Origin of the sequence: Archangium sp. (genome assembly GCF_036388035.1) — a bacterium.
GTDB lineage: Bacteria > Myxococcota > Myxococcia > Myxococcales > Myxococcaceae > Archangium.
On sequence record NZ_DASVSO010000371.1, the window covers coordinates 1 to 15,932 of the forward strand.

Below are 15,932 nucleotides of genomic sequence, written 5' to 3' on the forward strand. Positions count from 1 at the left end.
CACGTGGCCCACGGCGGCCGCGCCGTCTTCGTCACCATGCTGTCCGAGTCCCACGGGCGGATGATGACGCACCTGCGGGGCATGCGCTTCTTCCAGCGCGAGGTCATCGGCCAGTCGCTGCACTACGTGAGCGGCTACGCCACCCTCAAGGCCGAGGGGCTCGAAGGGCTGGCCAGGCTGCTCTACCGCTCGGTGCGAGAGCACCAGGCCACCGTGCTCGTCGTGGACGGGCTGCTGGCGGTGCAGGAGAGCGCCGGCTCGACGCTGGCCTTCCGTGAATTCATCCACTCCCTGTGCGTCCACAACGCGTTGGCTGGCTGCACCACCCTGCTGCTCACCAACCGGCAGGAGAATGCCTCGGACCCGCAGTTGGCCATGGTGGATGGAGTGCTGGTACTGGACATGCAGCTCGACGGGCTCAAGGCGGTGCGCTCCCTGGAGGTGACGAAGCTGCGCGGAGGCCCGCAGCTCACCGGCCGGCACACCCTTGAAATCAACGAGGGCGGCGTCGTCGTCCACCCGCGCATCGAGTCCCTCTACCACGAGCCGCCCCAGGTGATGCCGGACCCGGGACGGCGGCTGGGCTTCGGGATGGAGCGGCTGGACGCGATGCTCCAGGGGGGGCTGCCGGCCCACTCGTCCACGATGCTGTTCGGCTCGCCGGGCACCGGCAAGACGCTGCTGGGGCTGCACTTCCTGACGAGCGGGGCGCGCCAGGGCGAGACTGGCCTCTACTTCGGCTTCGTGGAGTCGGCCCCGCGGCTGCTGACGAAGGCCGCCGGCGTGGGCCTGGAGCTGGAGCCGTGGGTGGACGCGGGCCGGCTGGTGGTGGAGACGCGGGCGGCGGTGGAGCCGCTGCCGGACGCGCTGGCCCACCAGCTCCTGGCCCTGGTGGAGCGCCACGGGGTGAAGCGGCTGGTGCTCGATGGGCTGGAGCCGCTCGCCAAGGAGACGCTGCCTCCTCAGCGGCTGCCCGGCTTCCTCACCGCGCTCTTCAACGAGCTGCGCGCCCGGGGCGTCACCACGCTGATGACGCAGCAGACCCATGTCCTCTTCGGGCCCCGGCTGGAGGCGCGGCTGGAGGGCGTGGAGGCCATCGTCGACAACATCGTCTTCCTGCGGTACGTGGAGCTGCGCTCGCAGTTGTACCGGATGATGTCCATCCTCAAGATGCGTGACAGCGACTACGAACCCGCGCTGCGCGAATTCTCCATTTCGACCCAGGGCATCGACGTGGCCGAGACCTTCGAGAGCGCCGAGGCCATCCTCACCGGGCAGGCCCGGCCCCTGGTGCCCATCCGCAAGCCGACCCGGAGCAAGAAGCCGGGCAAGCGCTCGCCCACGCGACGGAGCCGCGCATGAGCAAGCTCCTCATCGTGGACGACGAGGTGGCCATCCTGGAGGCCCTCACCGACATCCTCTCGGTGGAGGGGTATGAGGTGGCCACGGCCGCCAACGGCGCCGAGGGCCTCAAGCGCGCGGGCGAGGACAGGCCGGACCTCATCCTCCTGGACCTGATGATGCCGGTGATGGACGGCCAGGAGATGCTGCGCCGGCTCAAGGAGAGCTCGGAGCTGCGGGGCATCCCCGTGGTGGTGATGAGCGCCGGGCGCGTCACCAAGGCGGAGCTGCAGGGCAGCCGCTTCCTGGCCAAGCCCTTCGAGCTGGATGACCTGCTGGACACCGTGTCCGCGGAGCTCAACCGGCCGCACTGACGGCGGGGCTCAGGGGGGGCCCGAGCCGCCCGTGGCCGCGCGGAAGAGGTGCGTGCGGTAGTGGGTGAGCTCGGCGATGCTCGCGCGCAGGTCCGCCAGCGCCGTGTGCCCGGAGACCGTCTTCTTCTGCGGCGTCATGTCCGGGAACCACGCGTTGGCCAGCACCTTGAGGCTCGTCACGTCCACCTGCCGGTAGTGCAGGTAGCGGTCGAGCATCGGCATGTACTTCACCAGGAAGCGCCGGTCCGTGTGGATGGAGTTGCCGCACAGCACGCCCTCGCCCAGCGCGCAGTGCTGCGCCACCAGCGCGGTGACGTCCCGCTCGGCCACCCGCAGGGACGTCTGCGAGTCGCGCACCTTCTTCGACAGGCCGTTGCGCGAGTGCATCTCCTTCACCACCGGCTCCATCCGCGCCATCACCTCGTCCGGCTGCCAGATGACGCGCTCAATCTCCGCCTTCGGCACCAGGTCCGGGCCCGTGATGATGACGCCAATCTCGATGATGGCCGACTCGTCCGGGTCCAACCCGGTCATCTCCAGGTCGAGCCACACGAAACACGGGGAGGACATTGGTGCTGGCATGGGGCGCCCACTCTACCCCGAGTTCACCCCCCGGGGCTCGTCCTCCTCCAGGAAGGTGTGCACGTCGATCTCCGACTCCATCGTGCGGTGCACCGGGCACCGGTCCGCCATGTGGACCAGCCGCTGCCGCTGCTCCCCGCTCAGCGGACCCTCCAGCGTCACCGTCCGGTCGATCCGGTCCACCTTGCCTTCCTTCGTCTCGCAGTGCTGGCAGTCCTCGGCGTGCACCTTGGAGTGGCGCAGCCGCACCGCGACGTGCTCCAGCGGCCAGCCCTTGTTGCGCGCGTACATGCGCAGCGTCATCGCCGTGCACGCCCCCAGCGCCGCCGCCAGAAGCCCGTAGGGCGAGGGCCCCGTGTCCCCTCCTCCAAAGGACGTCGGCTCGTCCGCGCGCAGCCGGTGCCGCCCCACCTGGATGTCCTGCGCGAAGGGGCCCTCCCCCGCCTCGTGCACCTCCACGACACCCTGGGACAGCGCCTGCCCGGACTCCCGCTGCGCCTCCACCTCCCGCGCTCCCACGTACCGCCCCGCCCACGCCCCCAGCACCGCCGCCGCGAAGCGCGCGTCCTCCGGCCGGCTCAGGAAGTGGTCCGCGCCCTCCAGCGCCAGGATGCTCCTGGGCTGCCTCGCCGTCTCGTAGAGGCGCTGCGCGCTCGCCAGGCCCACCACGCCGTCCGTCGGCGCGTGGAGCACCAGCAGCGCCCGGCCCAGCCCGTGCAGCGTCTCCTTCATCCGCGGCTCGGACAGCTCCTCCAGGAAGCGCCGGGACATGCGCAGCGCGTGCGTGCCCGACCGCACCCGCGCCTCCCCCCGCTCCTCGGCCTGTTTCAGCACCGGGGCCAGCAGTCCGTGGACGTGCTCCAGCGAGAAGGGCGCACCGAGCGTCGCCACCGCCTTCACCTCGGGCAGGGACAGCGCCGCGCGCAGCATCGCCGTGCCTCCCAGGCTGTGGCCGATGAGCAGCCGCGGGGCCTCGTGCTGGCCGCGCAGGTGCTCCGCCGCCGCCACCACGTCCTCCACGTCCGAGAGCACGTGCGTGCTCGCGTCCTCGCCCTCTCCCGGGCTCGTGAAGTCGAAGCGCAGCACCCCCAGCCCATGCTCGGCCAACGTCTGGCTGATGGCCGCCGCCGCGAAGGGGTTGTCCCCGTACGTGAAGCAGTGCGCGAACAACACCCAGGCCACCGGCTCGCGCGCCGGGTGCTCCACGCGCGCGTCCAGCGAGCGGCCCTCGGCGCCTCGGATGACCACCTTCTCCGAACGGGTCTCCATGGGGTGCCCCCTCTCAGGGCCTCGTCTCGAGCTCCAACTGCGCGCCGAGCAGCTTCACGAACCAGTCCCCCGCCAGCGCCGCCACCCGCTCCAGCGCGCCCCGCTCCTCGAAGAGGTGCGTCGCCCCCGGAATCACCTCCAGGGCCTTGTGCGTCCGCAGTCGGGCATGGGCCCGTTGGTTGAGCTCCAGCACCACGTCGTCCGCGCCGCCCACGATGAGCAGCGTCGGCGCCAGCACCCGCCCGAGGGCCTCTCCCGCCAGGTCCGCCCTCCCGCCGCGCGACACCACCGCGCCAATCGCCTCCGGCCTGTCCGCCGCCGCCACCAGCGCCGCCGCCGCCCCCGTGCTCGAGCCGAAGTAGCCCACCCGCAGCCGGCTCCACTCCGGATGCTCGAAGACCCAGTCCGTCACCTCGCCCAGCCGCCTCGCCAGGAAGTCGATGTCGAAGCGCAGGGCCCCCGACACGTCGTCCTCCGCCTCCTCGTCCTCCGTCAGCAGGTCGAACAGCAGCGTGCCCAGCCCCGCCATCCGCAGCGACAACGCCACGTAGCGGTTGCGGGGACTGTGCCGGCTGCTCCCACTCCCATGCGCGAAGATGACCAGCCCCTGAGCCCCATCTGGCACGGCGAGCGTCCCGCCAAGCCTCACACTCCCCGCCAGCACCTCGACTTCCCGCTCCGCCGCCATGTCGCTCCTCCTCTCGCGCCTCAAACCCACCAGGTGTCCCCGGCGCCCATCGCCGGCTCGGGGCCCCGCTCGTCGCCCCGCTCGCGCGCCCGTACCAGCAGCTCCTGCACCTCCGAGTCCTGCGTCTGGCGGAAGTCGTCGTAGAACTCGCCCACTGACATCATGAACTCGGCCGGGTGGGCGCAGACGAGGTCGTCCACCTCGGGGCGCAGCGACTCCAGCGACTCCACCGCCCCCACCGGCACCGCGAGGACGATGCTCCGCGGGCGCCTCTCGCGCAGCGCTCGGATGGCCGCCCGCATCGTGCCGCCTGTCGCCACGCCGTCGTCCGCCAGGATGACCGTGCGCCCCTCGAGGCTCGGCGCCGGATGGGAGCCCCGGAAGCGCGCGACGCGGGCGAACACCTCATCCGCCTCGCGCTCGGCCGTTCGCATCACCTCCGCCTCGGAGACGCCCAGCGAGCGCATCATTCCCCGGTCCAGGAAGAGCGCCCCGCCCTCGGCCACCGCCCCCAGTCCCAGCTCCGGCTGCCCGGGCGTCCCCACCTTCCGCACCACCCACACGTCCAATGGAGCCCCCAGCGTCCGGGCGATCTCGTAGGCCACCGGCACCCCGCCCCGTGGCAGGCCGAGCACCAGCGGCGACTCCTCCCGGTACTTCGTCAGCAGGGCCGCCACTTCTCGGCCCGCCTCCCTCCTGTCCTGAAAGCGCATGGTCCTCTCCGAGGGCGAACGTCCTCCCTCTAGGAGAAGCACGGCCCCGGCCATTGGCTCCCGACGCCCCATCGAGGGCCCGCCCGGTCTCTCGGCACGGGTGCGCTCCGAAGGGGGCGGCGCTCAGCGGGATTCGGGCAGCACGAAGACGCCCTGCGAGCGGCAGCCGGGGATGCCCTCGGCCATTCCCGCGGTGGTGCTGAAGTCGAGCGGCGTGTCCCGCCTCACCGGCCCGTCCACGCGCACCCGGTAGAAGTCCGGGAGCACCTCGACTGGCAGCTCCTGCCCGGCCAGCGTGGCTCGTGGCACCGCGGCCCCCGGACGCACGCCCAGGCTCCGCACCAGCACCGTCACTGGTCCCGGGCTCTCGAAATGCAGCCGGGCGGGGGAGTCGGGGGCACAGAGCTTCCACTCCGTCGGCGAGGGCTCGGCCTTCACCGGCAGCGCTGCGCCGTCCGCACGGGCGTAGAGGGAGAAGCCCTCGCGGGGGCTGGCGGTACGCACGAGGCGCAGCAGCACCCCGTGCTGGGCGATGAGCGCGTGCGGCGCGTCCGCGGGCCCGAAGGCCTCGAGCTCCGCGTGGTTGACCACCACCTCGCTCGCCGCGCGCAGCCGGGGCCAATCAAAGGGCGTGCGCTGGTAGTCCCACTCCACGGGCACGGCCACCACCGCGCCCGGACGCGCGAGGGCCGCGTACACGTACGTGCTCCAATAGCCCCCGAGCAGCACCCGTTCCCCGTGCTCCGGCTGCAGTGCGCGCGCGGTGTCCTCGAGGACGCGCTGCTCGGGCAGCGGAGCGGGCGCGGGCATTCCCAGGTGCGCGGCACCCAGCAGGCCCAGCGCGAGCAGGGGCGCCCCCAGCTCCGAGGCCCGCGAGCGCGCCAGCAGCGTCTCCACGCCCGCGAGCACCACCAGCGCCGCGGCCATCGCCAGGAAGAGGTGCGAGAGCGTGAGGTAGCGCTCGTGGTAGGCGTTGAGGCGGACGTGGCTCACCACCACGCAGAGGGCGAAGTTGGCCGCCGCCACCGCCGTGGCCCCGAGGGCCAATGTCAGCGCCTCCCAGCGCTCCGGCAGCTCCGCCGCTGGGGCTCCCCGAGAGGCGCGCACGCGCAGCACGGCGAAGGCGCCCACGCCCACCCCCGCCAGCACCAGCGCGAGCTTCCCGCCGTCTCGCAGCCACACGTCCGCCAGGGCCCGCGCGTTGTCGAGCAGGTGCCCGGTGTCCAGCTTCACCTGCGTGCGGTAGTCGTGGCCGAAGGCGTCCCGCGCGACGTGGTGGTAGCGCCCCCGGAGGATGCGCTCGCCCGCCATGGCCGCGGCCACCATCAGCCCCACCGGCACGGCGCGCCCCAGCCGCTCGCGCCAGGACTCCGGGCCCCTCCGGGCCACGAGCTCCACCCCGAGCAGCAGCACCAGCAGGGGGCCACTGACGGGAGATGTCCACGCGGCGAGGAAGGCCACCGCACCCAGCCCGGCGAGCCGCTTCCCGGGGCGCTCGGGCCTGGTGAGCAGCGCGTGCAGCAGCGCCCACGCACCGCACAGCGCCAGCAGCTGCCACGCGTAGGGCTGGCCCAGGGAAAAGACGTGGTGGAAGACGGCCGGGTTCGTCACCGCCACGAGGGCACAGGCCGCCGCCGCCACCCACCCCGCGCGCCGGGTGGAGCGCACCAGGGACACGGCGGCCAGGAGCGCCGCCGCGAGATGTGCCCCGAAGAGCCGGGCCGCCGTCCAGTCGGAGCCGAAGACCTGGCGCACCGCCCGCGCGAGCAGGTAGGGCCAGGCACCAAACCGGTCCTGTCCGAAGTAGTAGGCATCGAAGAGCCCATGGCCGGAGGAGCCATTCGCCATCAGCACGGGGATGGCCATGTCCGAGTCGAAGGGCCCCACGTGGGCACTGCCCGGCGCGAAGCTGGACAGGCCGCGCACCAGCACCCCCCCCAGCACGAGGGCGAGGAGGGCGCGAAGAGCTCCGACGACGGGGGGGCGCACGAGGGCGCCGACCCTGTCCCGCCTGGGCTCGGGAAGTCAATGGGGCAACCCCCCGTCCCACCTCGGGGTGGAATGAGCGATGATGCGGCCACCCCCCGACGCGGCCAACCCGGCCCGACGGGATGCGGAGGGCAGCATGGACCTGACCGTCTTCAGCGGCACCGCCAACCGCCCGCTCGGCGAGGCACTCGCACGTACCCTCGGACGTCCGCTCGGGAAGTGCCACCTGGAGCGCTTCCCGGATGGCGAGCTGCACGTGGAGCTCCAGGAGGATGTGCGCGGCCGCAACGTGTGCATCATCCAGCCCACCGTGCCCCCCGTGGGAGAGAACCTCCTGGAGCTGCTGCTGATGGCGGACGCGTGCTGGCGCGGAGGCGCGGCGCGGCTCCTGGCGGTGCTGCCCTACTTCGGCTACGCGCGGCATGACCGGCGCTCGAGTCCCGGTGAGGCGCTCGGGGGCCGGCTGGTGGCGGACCTGCTGGAGCGCGGGCACTTCGACCGGCTCATGGCGGTGAACCTGCACACGGCCGCGCTGGAGGGCTGCTTCAACATGCCGCTGGAGCACCTGGATGCGTGCACCATGCTGGTCGAGGCCCTGCGTCCCCACGTGGGCCCGGGCTCGGTGGTGGTGTCGCCGGACCTCGGAGCGGTGAAGCTGGCCGAGCGCTATGCGCGCCACCTCGGGCTGCCGCTGGCCATCGTCCACAAGAGCCGGGTGAGCGGCTCCGAGGTGAACGTCCAGGGGCTGGTGGGCGAGGTGCGCGGGCTGCGGCCCATCATCGTGGACGACCTCATCTCCACGGCGGGCACCATCGCGGCGACGGCGGAGACGGTGCTCAAGGAGGGCTGCGCCGACGACATCACCGTGGTGGCCACCCACGCCCTGCTGGTGGGCCCCGCGGTGGAGCGGCTGGCCCGAGTGCCCATCCGCCGGCTCCTCTCCACCGACAGCGTGCCGCACCGCATGGAGCTGCCCTTCAAGCACGAGGTGGTGGGCCTCGCCCCGCTGCTCGCCGACGCCATCCGCCGCATCACCGGCAGCGGACGCTGAGACGACTCATTCCGACGGCGAAGCCTCCCTCAGGGCTCCGCCAGACAGGCCTCCTCGTAACCCCATCGCTCCTGCTCGCGGCCTGAATCCAGCACCCGCTTCAGCTCATTCCATGAGACGGACGGAGGCACGTCGATCGCGATCAAGCGGGGCAGATGGCTCTGCTCCGTCGAGCAGCCCATCTGCTGGAAGAGCGCATGCACGGCGGGTACGTCAGCCGGGTCGTTGACGACGACGCGAAGCGTCCCGTGGCTCGAGGGGTGAACGACCTCCTTGAAACGAAAGACTCCCTCCTCCGGGACGGCCGAGACGACATCCTCCACGGCGATTCCGAGCACGAAGAATGGGATGTTGTCGATTTTGAAGAGACCTTCCCCCACCTGGACGGCCCAGAGCGTTTCCGCACTGGCTGGCGGATGGCCATCCTCATCCTGCTCCAAGTCGAACAGGATCTTCACATGCTCCCCAGCCTTGGCTTCCGACATGGCCAGGTTGCCCTCACTCCACCTTGTCGCTCTTCTTCATATTGCACTCCCGACACAGCACCTGGCCGTTGTCAGGCTCACCCGGCCCGCCTTTCGCCTTGGGGACGATGTGATCAACCTGTGTCTCGTTCTTTGACTGCCTCCATCACAGGGTCTCACGCGTCCGCCCGGATCCGCTCCGTCCGGCGCCGGAGAACGAGCGTCTCGTACGCGAGATACGAGAGCAGCACGAGTCCGGCGAACACCCCCGTGGTGACCACCAGCCACCGGTACGTCAGCGGCTCGCTCACATGGCCGAGCACCGCCTCCAACAGCGAGCGGGGCCGGTTCAGCACGTTCCAGCTGTTCCACCGCTCGAAGCGGCCCAGGTAGATGCCGTAGCCGCACAGCACCGACGCGGCCAGCACCCCGCCCCACGCCGCCACCTTCCCCCAGCGCTCCTCCAGCAGCCGCTTCCACACCTCCAGCGAGAGCAGCCCCAGCAGCCACCCCGTGGCCGCGAAGCTCGCCAGCATCGCCGCGTCGAACCACATCGGCACGCCCGGCCTCGGCTTCAGGTGGATGAAGTCCGTCAGCAGGTACGGCGCGTTGGGGAACGCGAGCAGCCACGCCCCCCCCAGCGGCAGCAGGTTCCACCACCGCCCCCGCCCGCGCGTTTGCAGCCCGCTCGCCAGCAGCGCGAGGCCATACGGCACCCACGCGAGGAACAGGTTCCACACCAGGAAGATGAAGCTCATCCTCCCGCTCCACTCCAGCCGCGCCTGGAGCAGCACGATGGCCACCGTGCTGCTCAACAGCACCGGCGGCAACCCATGGTGGTGGAGGAAGGACAGCAGTCGGGAGTGCAGGGTCATCATGGCGTACACCAGGGTGTGGCCCGAAGGCCGCGGGTGTGGCGGGCGCCCCGTGCCCCCGCTTGCCACGAGGACACGGCAACCGTGGCCACGGAGCGACAGTCAGACACAGGGACAGGGCTGGAGGGCATCCACCCCGGCAACGAAGCAAGCTCCGGGCCATTCCCCCGGCCTCCAGGTAATCTCCTCCGCCATGTCCGACACGCTGCTGACGAACCTCGACGCCGGAGTCCTCACCCTCACCTTCAACCGGCCCCAGAAGAAGAACGCCTTCACCGGCGAGATGTACGACGCCGCCACCCGCGCCCTGCTCGACGCCGACGCGAATGACGCGGTGCGCGTGGTGGTGCTCACCGGCTCGGCCGGCGCCTTCACCGCGGGCAATGACCTCAAGGACTTCCTCGAGAATCCCCCCACCGGCGAGACGAGCCCCGTCTTCCGCTTCCTGCGCGCGCTCGCGCACCACTCGCGCCCCGTGGTGGTCGGCGTGGACGGCGTGGCGGTAGGCATCGGCACCACCCTGCTGCTGCACTGTGACTACGTGGTGGCCTCCGAGCGCGCCCTCTTCAGCATGCCCTTCGTCAACCTCGGCCTCAGCCCCGAGGGCGCCTCCAGCGTGCTGCTGCCCCGCGTGGCGGGAATGGCGCTCGCCTCCGAGCTGCTCATGTTCGGCGAGCCCTTCGACGCGCCCACCGCCCTGCGCGCCGGCATCATCAACCAGGTGGTGCCCGAGGCGAGCCTCGCCGAGGTGGTCCAGAAGCGCGCCGCCGCGCTCGCCGCCAGGCCCGTGGAGTCGCTGCGCCTCACCAAGCGGCTGCTGCGCGAGCCCCTGCGCGCCACCGTGGACGACGCCCTCTCGCGCGAGGGCGCCCACTTCGTCCAGCGGCTCGGCTCGACCGAGGCCCGCGAGGCCTTCAGCGCCTTCCTCGCCAAGAAGAAGTAGCGCGGGCCCCGCCCGCTGTCCCTCAGGTGCCCACCAGCGACACCATCGGCTCCGAGTCCCGGAGGGCCTGGGCCGAGAGCTTCAACCGCCGTACCACCCGCCCCATGTCTCCCGGGGACATCGGTGGCCACACCCGAGGAGGGGTGCGCGGGCGGCTGGGGCGAGAGGGGCTCTCGCCCGAGCTCGTCTCCTCCGAGGGAGACGACTGGGGAACCACCAGGGGAGACCGGCCGTCATCCGTCGCGTGCGCCATTGTCGCCTCCGAAGGGACTGCGACTCCAGGTGAAAAGGCTAGAGAGCCCCACCTGGAGGGTCAAGGCAGCCGGGTCCTGGCTGGAGAATCTGTTTTCCACCCAAAACCCGGAAAGCCCTGACTGTCCCCCGGAGGACAGCCGGCCCGTGGCCCTCAGCGACTGGAGAGGGCTGGCACCTTCCTCGGCGAGGCGAGGAAGGACTCGATGCCGGGGCCCTGGGCCGCCTTGAAGGCGATGCACAGGTCCACCACCTCCAGCACCTGGGCGAGCGTGCGGGGCCCACCGGGGGCCTTCGCGGCGCGCTCGGTGAAGAAGGCGGCCAGCTCCTGGCGGTGGACGGGGTCGCAGTAGGAGGCCCCCACCCAGGCCAGCCCGGCCACGGAGTCCTCCGGCATCCGCGCGGCGAGCGCGTCGTAGTGCTCCTTCACGAAGGCGAAGGCCACGTCACGCGTCTCCACGTTGCCAGCCCCGTACATCAGCGTTCTCAGCTCGCGCAGGTCCTGGGCGGGGTCCAACAGCAGCTTCAGGTTCTCGCGCACCAGCGCCGGGTCGGTGAAGCTGCTCAGCGCGTCGACGAGGTGCTCGCGCTTCTTGCGCTCCTTCTCGCCCGCGAGGGCCGCCAGCAGCTTGCCGTGCAGGGCCGCGTCCCCGTTGGCCGCGGCGATGGCGAGCATCGGGTCCACCACCTCGGGCGCCACCGCGGTGGAGTCCACCAGCCACTTGCCCATGAGCTGCCGGGCCTCGGCCACCAGCTTCGGGTCGCGGCCCTGGCGGCCGGCGAGCCACAGCAGCGTGGGGCGCAGCAGCCGGGTGTCCTCGTCCTCCTTGGCGCGCGGGGTGAAGCCGAGCGCCCGGGCCCGGGCCCCGTAGGTGTCACGCAGGAAGCGCTCGCGGTCCGCCCGGCGCGCGTCGGAGAGCATGGAGGGCCTGAGGAGGTTGGCCAGGTCCAGCGACGCCTGGAACACCTGCCGATCCTTCTCCCCGGCCAGGCCCGGCAGCAGGCCGAGCGCGTCCGCGGCCGGCAGCGAGCCGGCATTCACCAGGGCCTGCACGTCCCCGAGGAGGGCGATGCGCTCGGCGCGGGAGAGCTGACGGCTGTCGGTGGAGAGGAGCCGGCCCAGCATCTGCCCGTCCACGGCGGCGCGGTAGTAGCCAGCGCCCTCCGCGTTGGGCAGCACCCAGGTGGGGCACGCCTTCGCCTCGGCGAGGGGCAGTTCGGCCTCCGCGCCCTCCAGCACGGTGCAGGCGCGGCCCGCCTGGGCGCCCGTGCCGTAGCGCACGCACAGGGGCACCTTCCACAGCTGCTTGGCGTCCCCCGTCGAGCCCACCGGCAGGAAGCGACGCTGGGAGAGCTTCACCACGGGCACCTTGCCCGAGCAGTCCAGCCGCGTGGAGACCACCGGCGCGCCGCCCTGGTCCAGGAAGGAGCCCAGCACGCCGGACACGTCCGTGCCCGCCTCGGCCGAGAGGGCGTCGAGGAAGTCCTTCGCGGTGGCGTTGCCGTGGGCGTGGGCGCTCAGGTAGCGCCGCACGCCGCGCTGGAAGACGTCGCGGCCCAGCCAGCTCTCGGCCATGGCCAGCACCGCCGAGCCCTTGCCGTAGGTGATGCCGTCGAAGGCGTTGAGGACGTCCCCCTCGGCTTCAATCGGCTGGCGGATGCGGCGCGCGGACACCAGGCTGTCAGCGGACAGGGCGAAGGAGCGGCCCCGCACGCGCTCGAGGGGGACGTCCCACGAGGGCTGCGCGCCCTCGACGATGCGCGGCGTCGCCCAGGAGGCGAAGGCCTCGTTGAGCCACAGGTCGTCCCACCACGACATGGTGACGAAGTTGCCGAACCACTGGTGCGCCAGCTCGTGCGTCTGCACGTTGTAGAAGCCGCGCTGCCGGCCGAGGGTGTCCTCGGCGGCCTTGGACAGGATGAGCTCCGAGTTGAACGTCACCAGGCCCGGGTGCTCCATGGCGCCGCCGAAGAGCGGAATGGCCATGACGTCCAGCTTCTCGTACGGGAAGGGGATGCCGAAGTACTTCTCCAGGTGGCCCAGAATCTCCGGCGTCACTTTCGCGGCATAGGCGCCCTCGGCGGTGCGGCCCTTGGGGGTGATGATGCGGGTGCGCACGCCCTTCTCCCCCGAGGGCCCGGCCTCGAGGAACTCGAAGGGGCCCACGCCAAAGGCGATGAGGTAGCTGGGCAGCGGCTGGGTGCGGGCGAAGCGGTAGGTGGTGCCCCCGTGGGCGCCCGGCTCCTCGGCCACGAGCGGGGTGTTGGTGACGGCCACGTTGCCCTTGGGCACGTGGAAGGTGAGCTGCCAGGGCACCTTGAAGCCGGGCTCGTCGAAGCACGGGAAGACGCGCCGGGCCCCGAGCGGCTCGAACTGGGTGTAGGCGTACCACGCCCCATCCTCCTGGGCGCGGAAGCTGCCGCTGACCTCGCGCTCGGAGAGCTGGCCCTCGTAGGCGAGGCGCAGGTGCGCGGCGCCGGGCGCGAGCGGGGCCTCCGGGATGAAGCCGAGGAAGTCCCCGCTCCCCTTCGTCTGGGTGAGGGCCACGGGCTTGCCGCCCACGGTGAGGCTCGCCTCCTTCACGGTGAGGTAGCGGCCGTGGAGCCAGAGGACGTCGGTGGCCTCCTTCACGTCCAGGTCGATGTCCACCACGCCCTGGAAGGTGGGGGAGGCCGGGTCGAGGGTGAGCGCGGCGGAGTAGCCGGAGGGGCGCACCTGGGTGGGCAGGCGCAGCGTGGGGGACACGGGCGCGGGCCGGGCGGCCGGGGCCTGCGCCTGGACCACGGGGGCGGGGGTGGAGTCCGGGGTCGGCACGGGCTGACGGGCACTGCAGGCCGTCAGGGCCGCCAGGAGGGCGAGCGAGGCTCGGCGGGTAGGCTTGGACATGGCCGAGGGTCTAGCCCAGGAAGGGCGGTCAGGGTAGCACCGGGCGGTGGGAGCCCCCTTGCCCCGCCTCCCGCTTCCAGGTGGAGTGCGCCGCCGTGTCCGTCCCCGCCCCCGAGTCCCCGCGTCCCGCCGCGCTCCTCCCCCCTCCACGTCTCACCCAGGTGCTCGGCGAGCGCCCGGGGCGCGTGGTGGGCTGGCTCGCCAACCGGGTGATGGACGCGGTGTGCGCGCTGTCGCCGACGAAGCGCGATGCGCTCGCCCGCTTCGTGGGGTGGTTGGCCTTCACCCTGGGCATCCGCCGCCGGGTGGCGCTGGAGAACCTCGCGCACGCGTACCCGGAGAAGAGCGAGGCCGAGCGGCGGCGGATTGCCCTCGGCGCCTACCGCACCATGGCGCGCGTGGTGCTCGAGTCCATCGACGAGAAGGACCTCGTGGAGCCCCCGTGGGCGGAGCCGGAGGTGCCGAGCGAGGCGTGGAAGGCACTGCGGGAGACGGTCGCCCGGGGCCAGGGCGCGCTGCTGGTGACGGCGCACTTTGGCAACTGGGAGCGGGCGGGAAAGCTGCTGCCCCAGCGAGGCATCCCGCTCAACGCGCTGGTGCGCCCGCTCAAGGGGGCGCTGAACATGCGCATCGTGGACAACCGGCTGCGCGCGGGGGTGGGACTCATCTACCCGAAGGGCGCCATCGCCCAGGCGCACGAGGCGGTGAAGCTGGGCGAGTCGGTGCTGATGCTGCTGGACCAGGCCATGCCGGCGAAGGTGGGCGTGTTCGTCCCCTTCTTCGGCCGGCCGGCCTCCACCACGCCCGCGCTGGCGGTGGTGGCCCAACGCACGGGGGCGCCGGTGTTCGTGATGATGGGCATCCGGGACGAGAGCGGGCTCAAGCTGCGCGTGGAAGTGGAGGGGCCCATCCTCCCGCCCGAGGGCCTGGGTGAGCAGGACGCCATCACCGCGCACACGGCGGCGGTGACGGCGGTGCTGGAGAAGTACATCCGGCGCTACCCGGACCAGTGGCTGTGGCTGCACCGGCGCTGGAAGGTGCAGCCGCCGAAGGGCGAGTGATGACGCGGACCCTCTTCATCGGAGACGTCCACGGCTGCGCGCGGGAGCTGGACGCCCTGCTGGACGAGTGCCGGTACCGCCCGGGCGATCGCGTGGTGCTGGTGGGGGACCTGGTGGCGAAGGGGCCGGACTCGGCGGGCGTGGTGCGGCGCGCGAGGGAGCACGGGCTGCTCGCGGTGCGGGGCAACCACGACGAGCACGTGCTGCGCTGGCACGCGGGGAAGATGCCCGAGGGCAAGAAGCTCAAGCCCGAGCACCGGCAGGTGCTCGACACGCTGGAGGACGAGGACTGGGCGTACCTCGAGTCGCTGCCCCTGCAGCGCCACTTCCCCGAGCTGAACGTGCGCGTGGTGCACGGGGGACTCGTGCCCGGCGTGCCGCTGGAGAAGCAGAAACCGGAGCTGCTGCTCAACCTGCGCAGCATCACACCGGACGGAGAGCCCTCGAAGAAGGTGGACGCCGGCGCCCCATGGGCGAGCCTGTGGAGGGGGCCGGAGCTCGTCATCTTCGGCCACGACGCGCTGCGAGGGCTGCAGCGCCACCCGCACGCCATCGGTCTGGACACGGGGTGCGTGTATGGCCAGCGGCTCACCGCGTACGTGCTGCCAGAGGCCCGCTTCTACTCGGTGAAGGCGAAGCGGGCCTACCTGGAGCTCGACGGCCCCCCGTGAGGGGCCGGGCCCCTGGGCCGCGTCACCCCTCCGGCGGGCGCACCACCAGCACGGGCCGGTCGGCGCGCGCCACCACCGCCTTCGTCACCGAGCCCATCAGCGACGTCTTCAGCCCCGAGCGCCCGTGCGTGCCCAGGCACAGCACGTCCACGTTGAGGCGCTCGGCGGCCTTGAGCAGCGTCTCGGCCACGTCATGGCCCGTGAGGATCTCCACCTGCACCGTGCGCCCGTCCGCATCCCCGTTGCGGGGCACGAGCTGGTGCAGCCGCTTGCGCAGCTCCCGCTCCTGCTCCGTCACATGCGGCGGCTCGCCCACGTACGTCACGTAGACGGTGCCCCCGGCCGGCAGCAGCGAGAAGGCATACGGAATGGCCCGGTTGGCCGCGTCCGAGAAGTCCGTGGCCACCAGCACCGAGCGCAGTGCCGGAATCGGCACCTCCTCCCCCCGCGCCGAGGCCGTCACCGGCACGCTCGCCACCGACATCTTCGCCAGCCGCAGCGCGTGGTGCGACACGCTCCACAGCTTGCCCAGCGCGCGCCGCTGGTGCGTGCCCACCACCAGCAGGTCCACCTGCTCGTCCGCCGCCAGCGCCACCAGGTGGTCCGCGATGCGCCCCACCCCCAGCTCCAGCCGCACCTTCACCGGCGGCTGCCCCTGGGCCTCCAGCGGCGACGTCAGCGAGCGCACCTCCTGCTCCAGCGAGCGCCGCAGCTCGGGCGACACGTCCTGGAAGGCCTGCGGGTGCGGCAGCCCCAGCCGCTGGTACTCCTC

16 protein-coding genes and 1 pseudogene are annotated in these 15,932 nt (G+C 72.1%); 6 read left to right on the plus strand and 11 right to left on the minus strand.

Annotated features, from left to right (window positions below; genetic code table 11):
- Both VF697_RS15065 and VF697_RS15070 read left to right on the plus strand, forming a co-directional pair.
- Window positions 1-1,362 (plus strand): RAD55 family ATPase (locus tag VF697_RS15065; protein WP_331095542.1); only part of this gene is annotated, 1,362 nt, incomplete at its 5' end.
- Window positions 1,359-1,715 carry a response regulator transcription factor gene (locus VF697_RS15070; RefSeq protein WP_331095544.1) on the plus strand — a complete coding sequence of 119 codons (357 nt, stop codon included), beginning with the start codon at window positions 1,359-1,361 and terminating at the stop codon, window positions 1,713-1,715. The genes VF697_RS15065 and VF697_RS15070, both read left to right, overlap by 4 nt.
- Before the next feature lie 9 nt (window positions 1,716-1,724).
- On the opposite strand, the gene orn is transcribed toward VF697_RS15070, so the two are convergent.
- The 5 genes from orn to VF697_RS15095 all read right to left on the minus strand — a co-directional run bounded on the left by orn (window position 1,725) and on the right by VF697_RS15095 (window position 6,956).
- A complete protein-coding gene (gene orn / locus VF697_RS15075) occupies window positions 1,725-2,297 on the minus strand; it encodes an oligoribonuclease (RefSeq protein WP_331095545.1) in 573 nt (190 codons plus the stop codon).
- 12 nt (window positions 2,298-2,309) lie between these two features.
- Window positions 2,310-3,566 carry a bifunctional alpha/beta hydrolase/OsmC family protein gene (locus tag VF697_RS15080; protein WP_331095547.1) on the minus strand — a complete coding sequence of 419 codons (1,257 nt, stop codon included), beginning with the start codon at window positions 3,564-3,566 and terminating at the stop codon, window positions 2,310-2,312.
- A gap of 13 nt (window positions 3,567-3,579) precedes the next feature.
- Window positions 3,580-4,254 carry a dienelactone hydrolase family protein gene (locus VF697_RS15085; protein ID WP_331095549.1) on the minus strand — a complete coding sequence of 225 codons (675 nt, stop codon included), beginning with the start codon at window positions 4,252-4,254 and terminating at the stop codon, window positions 3,580-3,582.
- Between the two features lie 20 nt (window positions 4,255-4,274).
- Window positions 4,275-4,967, minus strand: a complete 693-nt coding sequence (locus VF697_RS15090) for a phosphoribosyltransferase (RefSeq protein ID WP_331095551.1) — start codon at window positions 4,965-4,967, stop codon at window positions 4,275-4,277.
- 123 nt (window positions 4,968-5,090) lie between these two features.
- Window positions 5,091-6,956: a hypothetical protein gene (locus VF697_RS15095; protein WP_331095552.1), complete on the minus strand. Its 1,866-nt coding sequence runs from the start codon at window positions 6,954-6,956 to the stop codon at window positions 5,091-5,093.
- Between the two features lie 136 nt (window positions 6,957-7,092).
- Between VF697_RS15095 and VF697_RS15100 the strand changes: the two genes are divergently transcribed.
- The gene (locus VF697_RS15100) at window positions 7,093-8,007 is read left to right on the plus strand and encodes a ribose-phosphate pyrophosphokinase (RefSeq protein WP_331095569.1); all 915 of its coding nucleotides are present in this window, start codon (window positions 7,093-7,095) and stop codon (window positions 8,005-8,007) included.
- Between the two features lie 29 nt (window positions 8,008-8,036).
- On the opposite strand, the gene VF697_RS15105 is transcribed toward VF697_RS15100, so the two are convergent.
- From VF697_RS15105 to VF697_RS15110, 3 genes and pseudogenes are all read right to left on the minus strand, one after another.
- Window positions 8,037-8,492, minus strand: coding sequence for a DUF4265 domain-containing protein (locus VF697_RS15105; protein WP_331095554.1), 456 nt, complete (start codon window positions 8,490-8,492; stop codon window positions 8,037-8,039).
- Window positions 8,493-8,505: 13 nt separating this feature from the next.
- Window positions 8,506-8,613: pseudogene (locus VF697_RS43495) on the minus strand (HNH endonuclease); the annotation flags it as partial.
- Between the two features lie 34 nt (window positions 8,614-8,647).
- Entirely contained in the window at window positions 8,648-9,349 is a 702-nt protein-coding gene (locus VF697_RS15110) for a DUF1361 domain-containing protein (RefSeq protein ID WP_331095556.1), read from the minus strand.
- A gap of 190 nt (window positions 9,350-9,539) precedes the next feature.
- On the opposite strand from VF697_RS15110, the gene VF697_RS15115 reads away from it, so the two are divergent.
- Window positions 9,540-10,289 carry an enoyl-CoA hydratase gene (locus VF697_RS15115; RefSeq protein ID WP_331095558.1) on the plus strand — a complete coding sequence of 250 codons (750 nt, stop codon included), beginning with the start codon at window positions 9,540-9,542 and terminating at the stop codon, window positions 10,287-10,289.
- 22 nt (window positions 10,290-10,311) lie between these two features.
- On the opposite strand, the gene VF697_RS15120 is transcribed toward VF697_RS15115, so the two are convergent.
- Together VF697_RS15120 and VF697_RS15125 are read right to left on the minus strand one after the other, a co-directional pair.
- A complete protein-coding gene (locus VF697_RS15120) occupies window positions 10,312-10,542 on the minus strand; it encodes a hypothetical protein (RefSeq protein ID WP_331095560.1) in 231 nt (76 codons plus the stop codon).
- Window positions 10,543-10,695: 153 nt separating this feature from the next.
- Window positions 10,696-13,428: a M1 family metallopeptidase gene (locus tag VF697_RS15125; protein WP_331095562.1), complete on the minus strand. Its 2,733-nt coding sequence runs from the start codon at window positions 13,426-13,428 to the stop codon at window positions 10,696-10,698.
- Between the two features lie 95 nt (window positions 13,429-13,523).
- Between VF697_RS15125 and VF697_RS15130 the strand changes: the two genes are divergently transcribed.
- Both VF697_RS15130 and VF697_RS15135 read left to right on the plus strand, forming a co-directional pair.
- Window positions 13,524-14,489: a lysophospholipid acyltransferase family protein gene (locus VF697_RS15130; RefSeq protein ID WP_331095563.1), complete on the plus strand. Its 966-nt coding sequence runs from the start codon at window positions 13,524-13,526 to the stop codon at window positions 14,487-14,489.
- Window positions 14,489-15,160 carry a metallophosphoesterase gene (locus VF697_RS15135; protein ID WP_331095565.1) on the plus strand — a complete coding sequence of 224 codons (672 nt, stop codon included), beginning with the start codon at window positions 14,489-14,491 and terminating at the stop codon, window positions 15,158-15,160. The genes VF697_RS15130 and VF697_RS15135 overlap by 1 nt, the downstream gene beginning before the upstream one ends.
- Window positions 15,161-15,182: 22 nt before the next feature.
- On the opposite strand, the gene VF697_RS15140 is transcribed toward VF697_RS15135, so the two are convergent.
- The coding region (locus VF697_RS15140) for a universal stress protein (protein WP_331095567.1) at window positions 15,183-15,932 on the minus strand (750 nt) is incomplete at its 5' end.

What these genes read in the sequence shown, in the direction of transcription:
- VF697_RS15100 (WP_331095569.1), top strand. Translation starts at nt 7,093, where the DNA reads ATGGACCTGACCGTCTTCAGCGGCACCGCCAACCGCCCGCTCGGCGAG.
- VF697_RS15120 (WP_331095560.1), bottom strand. Translation starts at nt 10,542, where the DNA reads ATGGCGCACGCGACGGATGACGGCCGGTCTCCCCTGGTGGTTCCCCAG.
- VF697_RS15090 (WP_331095551.1), bottom strand. Translation starts at nt 4,967, where the DNA reads ATGCGCTTTCAGGACAGGAGGGAGGCGGGCCGAGAAGTGGCGGCCCTG.
- VF697_RS15125 (WP_331095562.1), bottom strand. Translation starts at nt 13,428, where the DNA reads ATGTCCAAGCCTACCCGCCGAGCCTCGCTCGCCCTCCTGGCGGCCCTG.
- VF697_RS15080 (WP_331095547.1), bottom strand. Translation starts at nt 3,566, where the DNA reads ATGGAGACCCGTTCGGAGAAGGTGGTCATCCGAGGCGCCGAGGGCCGC.
- VF697_RS15070 (WP_331095544.1), top strand. Translation starts at nt 1,359, where the DNA reads ATGAGCAAGCTCCTCATCGTGGACGACGAGGTGGCCATCCTGGAGGCC.
- orn (WP_331095545.1), bottom strand. Translation starts at nt 2,297, where the DNA reads ATGCCAGCACCAATGTCCTCCCCGTGTTTCGTGTGGCTCGACCTGGAG.
- VF697_RS15115 (WP_331095558.1), top strand. Translation starts at nt 9,540, where the DNA reads ATGTCCGACACGCTGCTGACGAACCTCGACGCCGGAGTCCTCACCCTC.
- VF697_RS15085 (WP_331095549.1), bottom strand. Translation starts at nt 4,254, where the DNA reads ATGGCGGCGGAGCGGGAAGTCGAGGTGCTGGCGGGGAGTGTGAGGCTT.
- VF697_RS15110 (WP_331095556.1), bottom strand. Translation starts at nt 9,349, where the DNA reads ATGATGACCCTGCACTCCCGACTGCTGTCCTTCCTCCACCACCATGGG.
- VF697_RS15105 (WP_331095554.1), bottom strand. Translation starts at nt 8,492, where the DNA reads ATGTCGGAAGCCAAGGCTGGGGAGCATGTGAAGATCCTGTTCGACTTG.
- VF697_RS15135 (WP_331095565.1), top strand. Translation starts at nt 14,489, where the DNA reads ATGACGCGGACCCTCTTCATCGGAGACGTCCACGGCTGCGCGCGGGAG.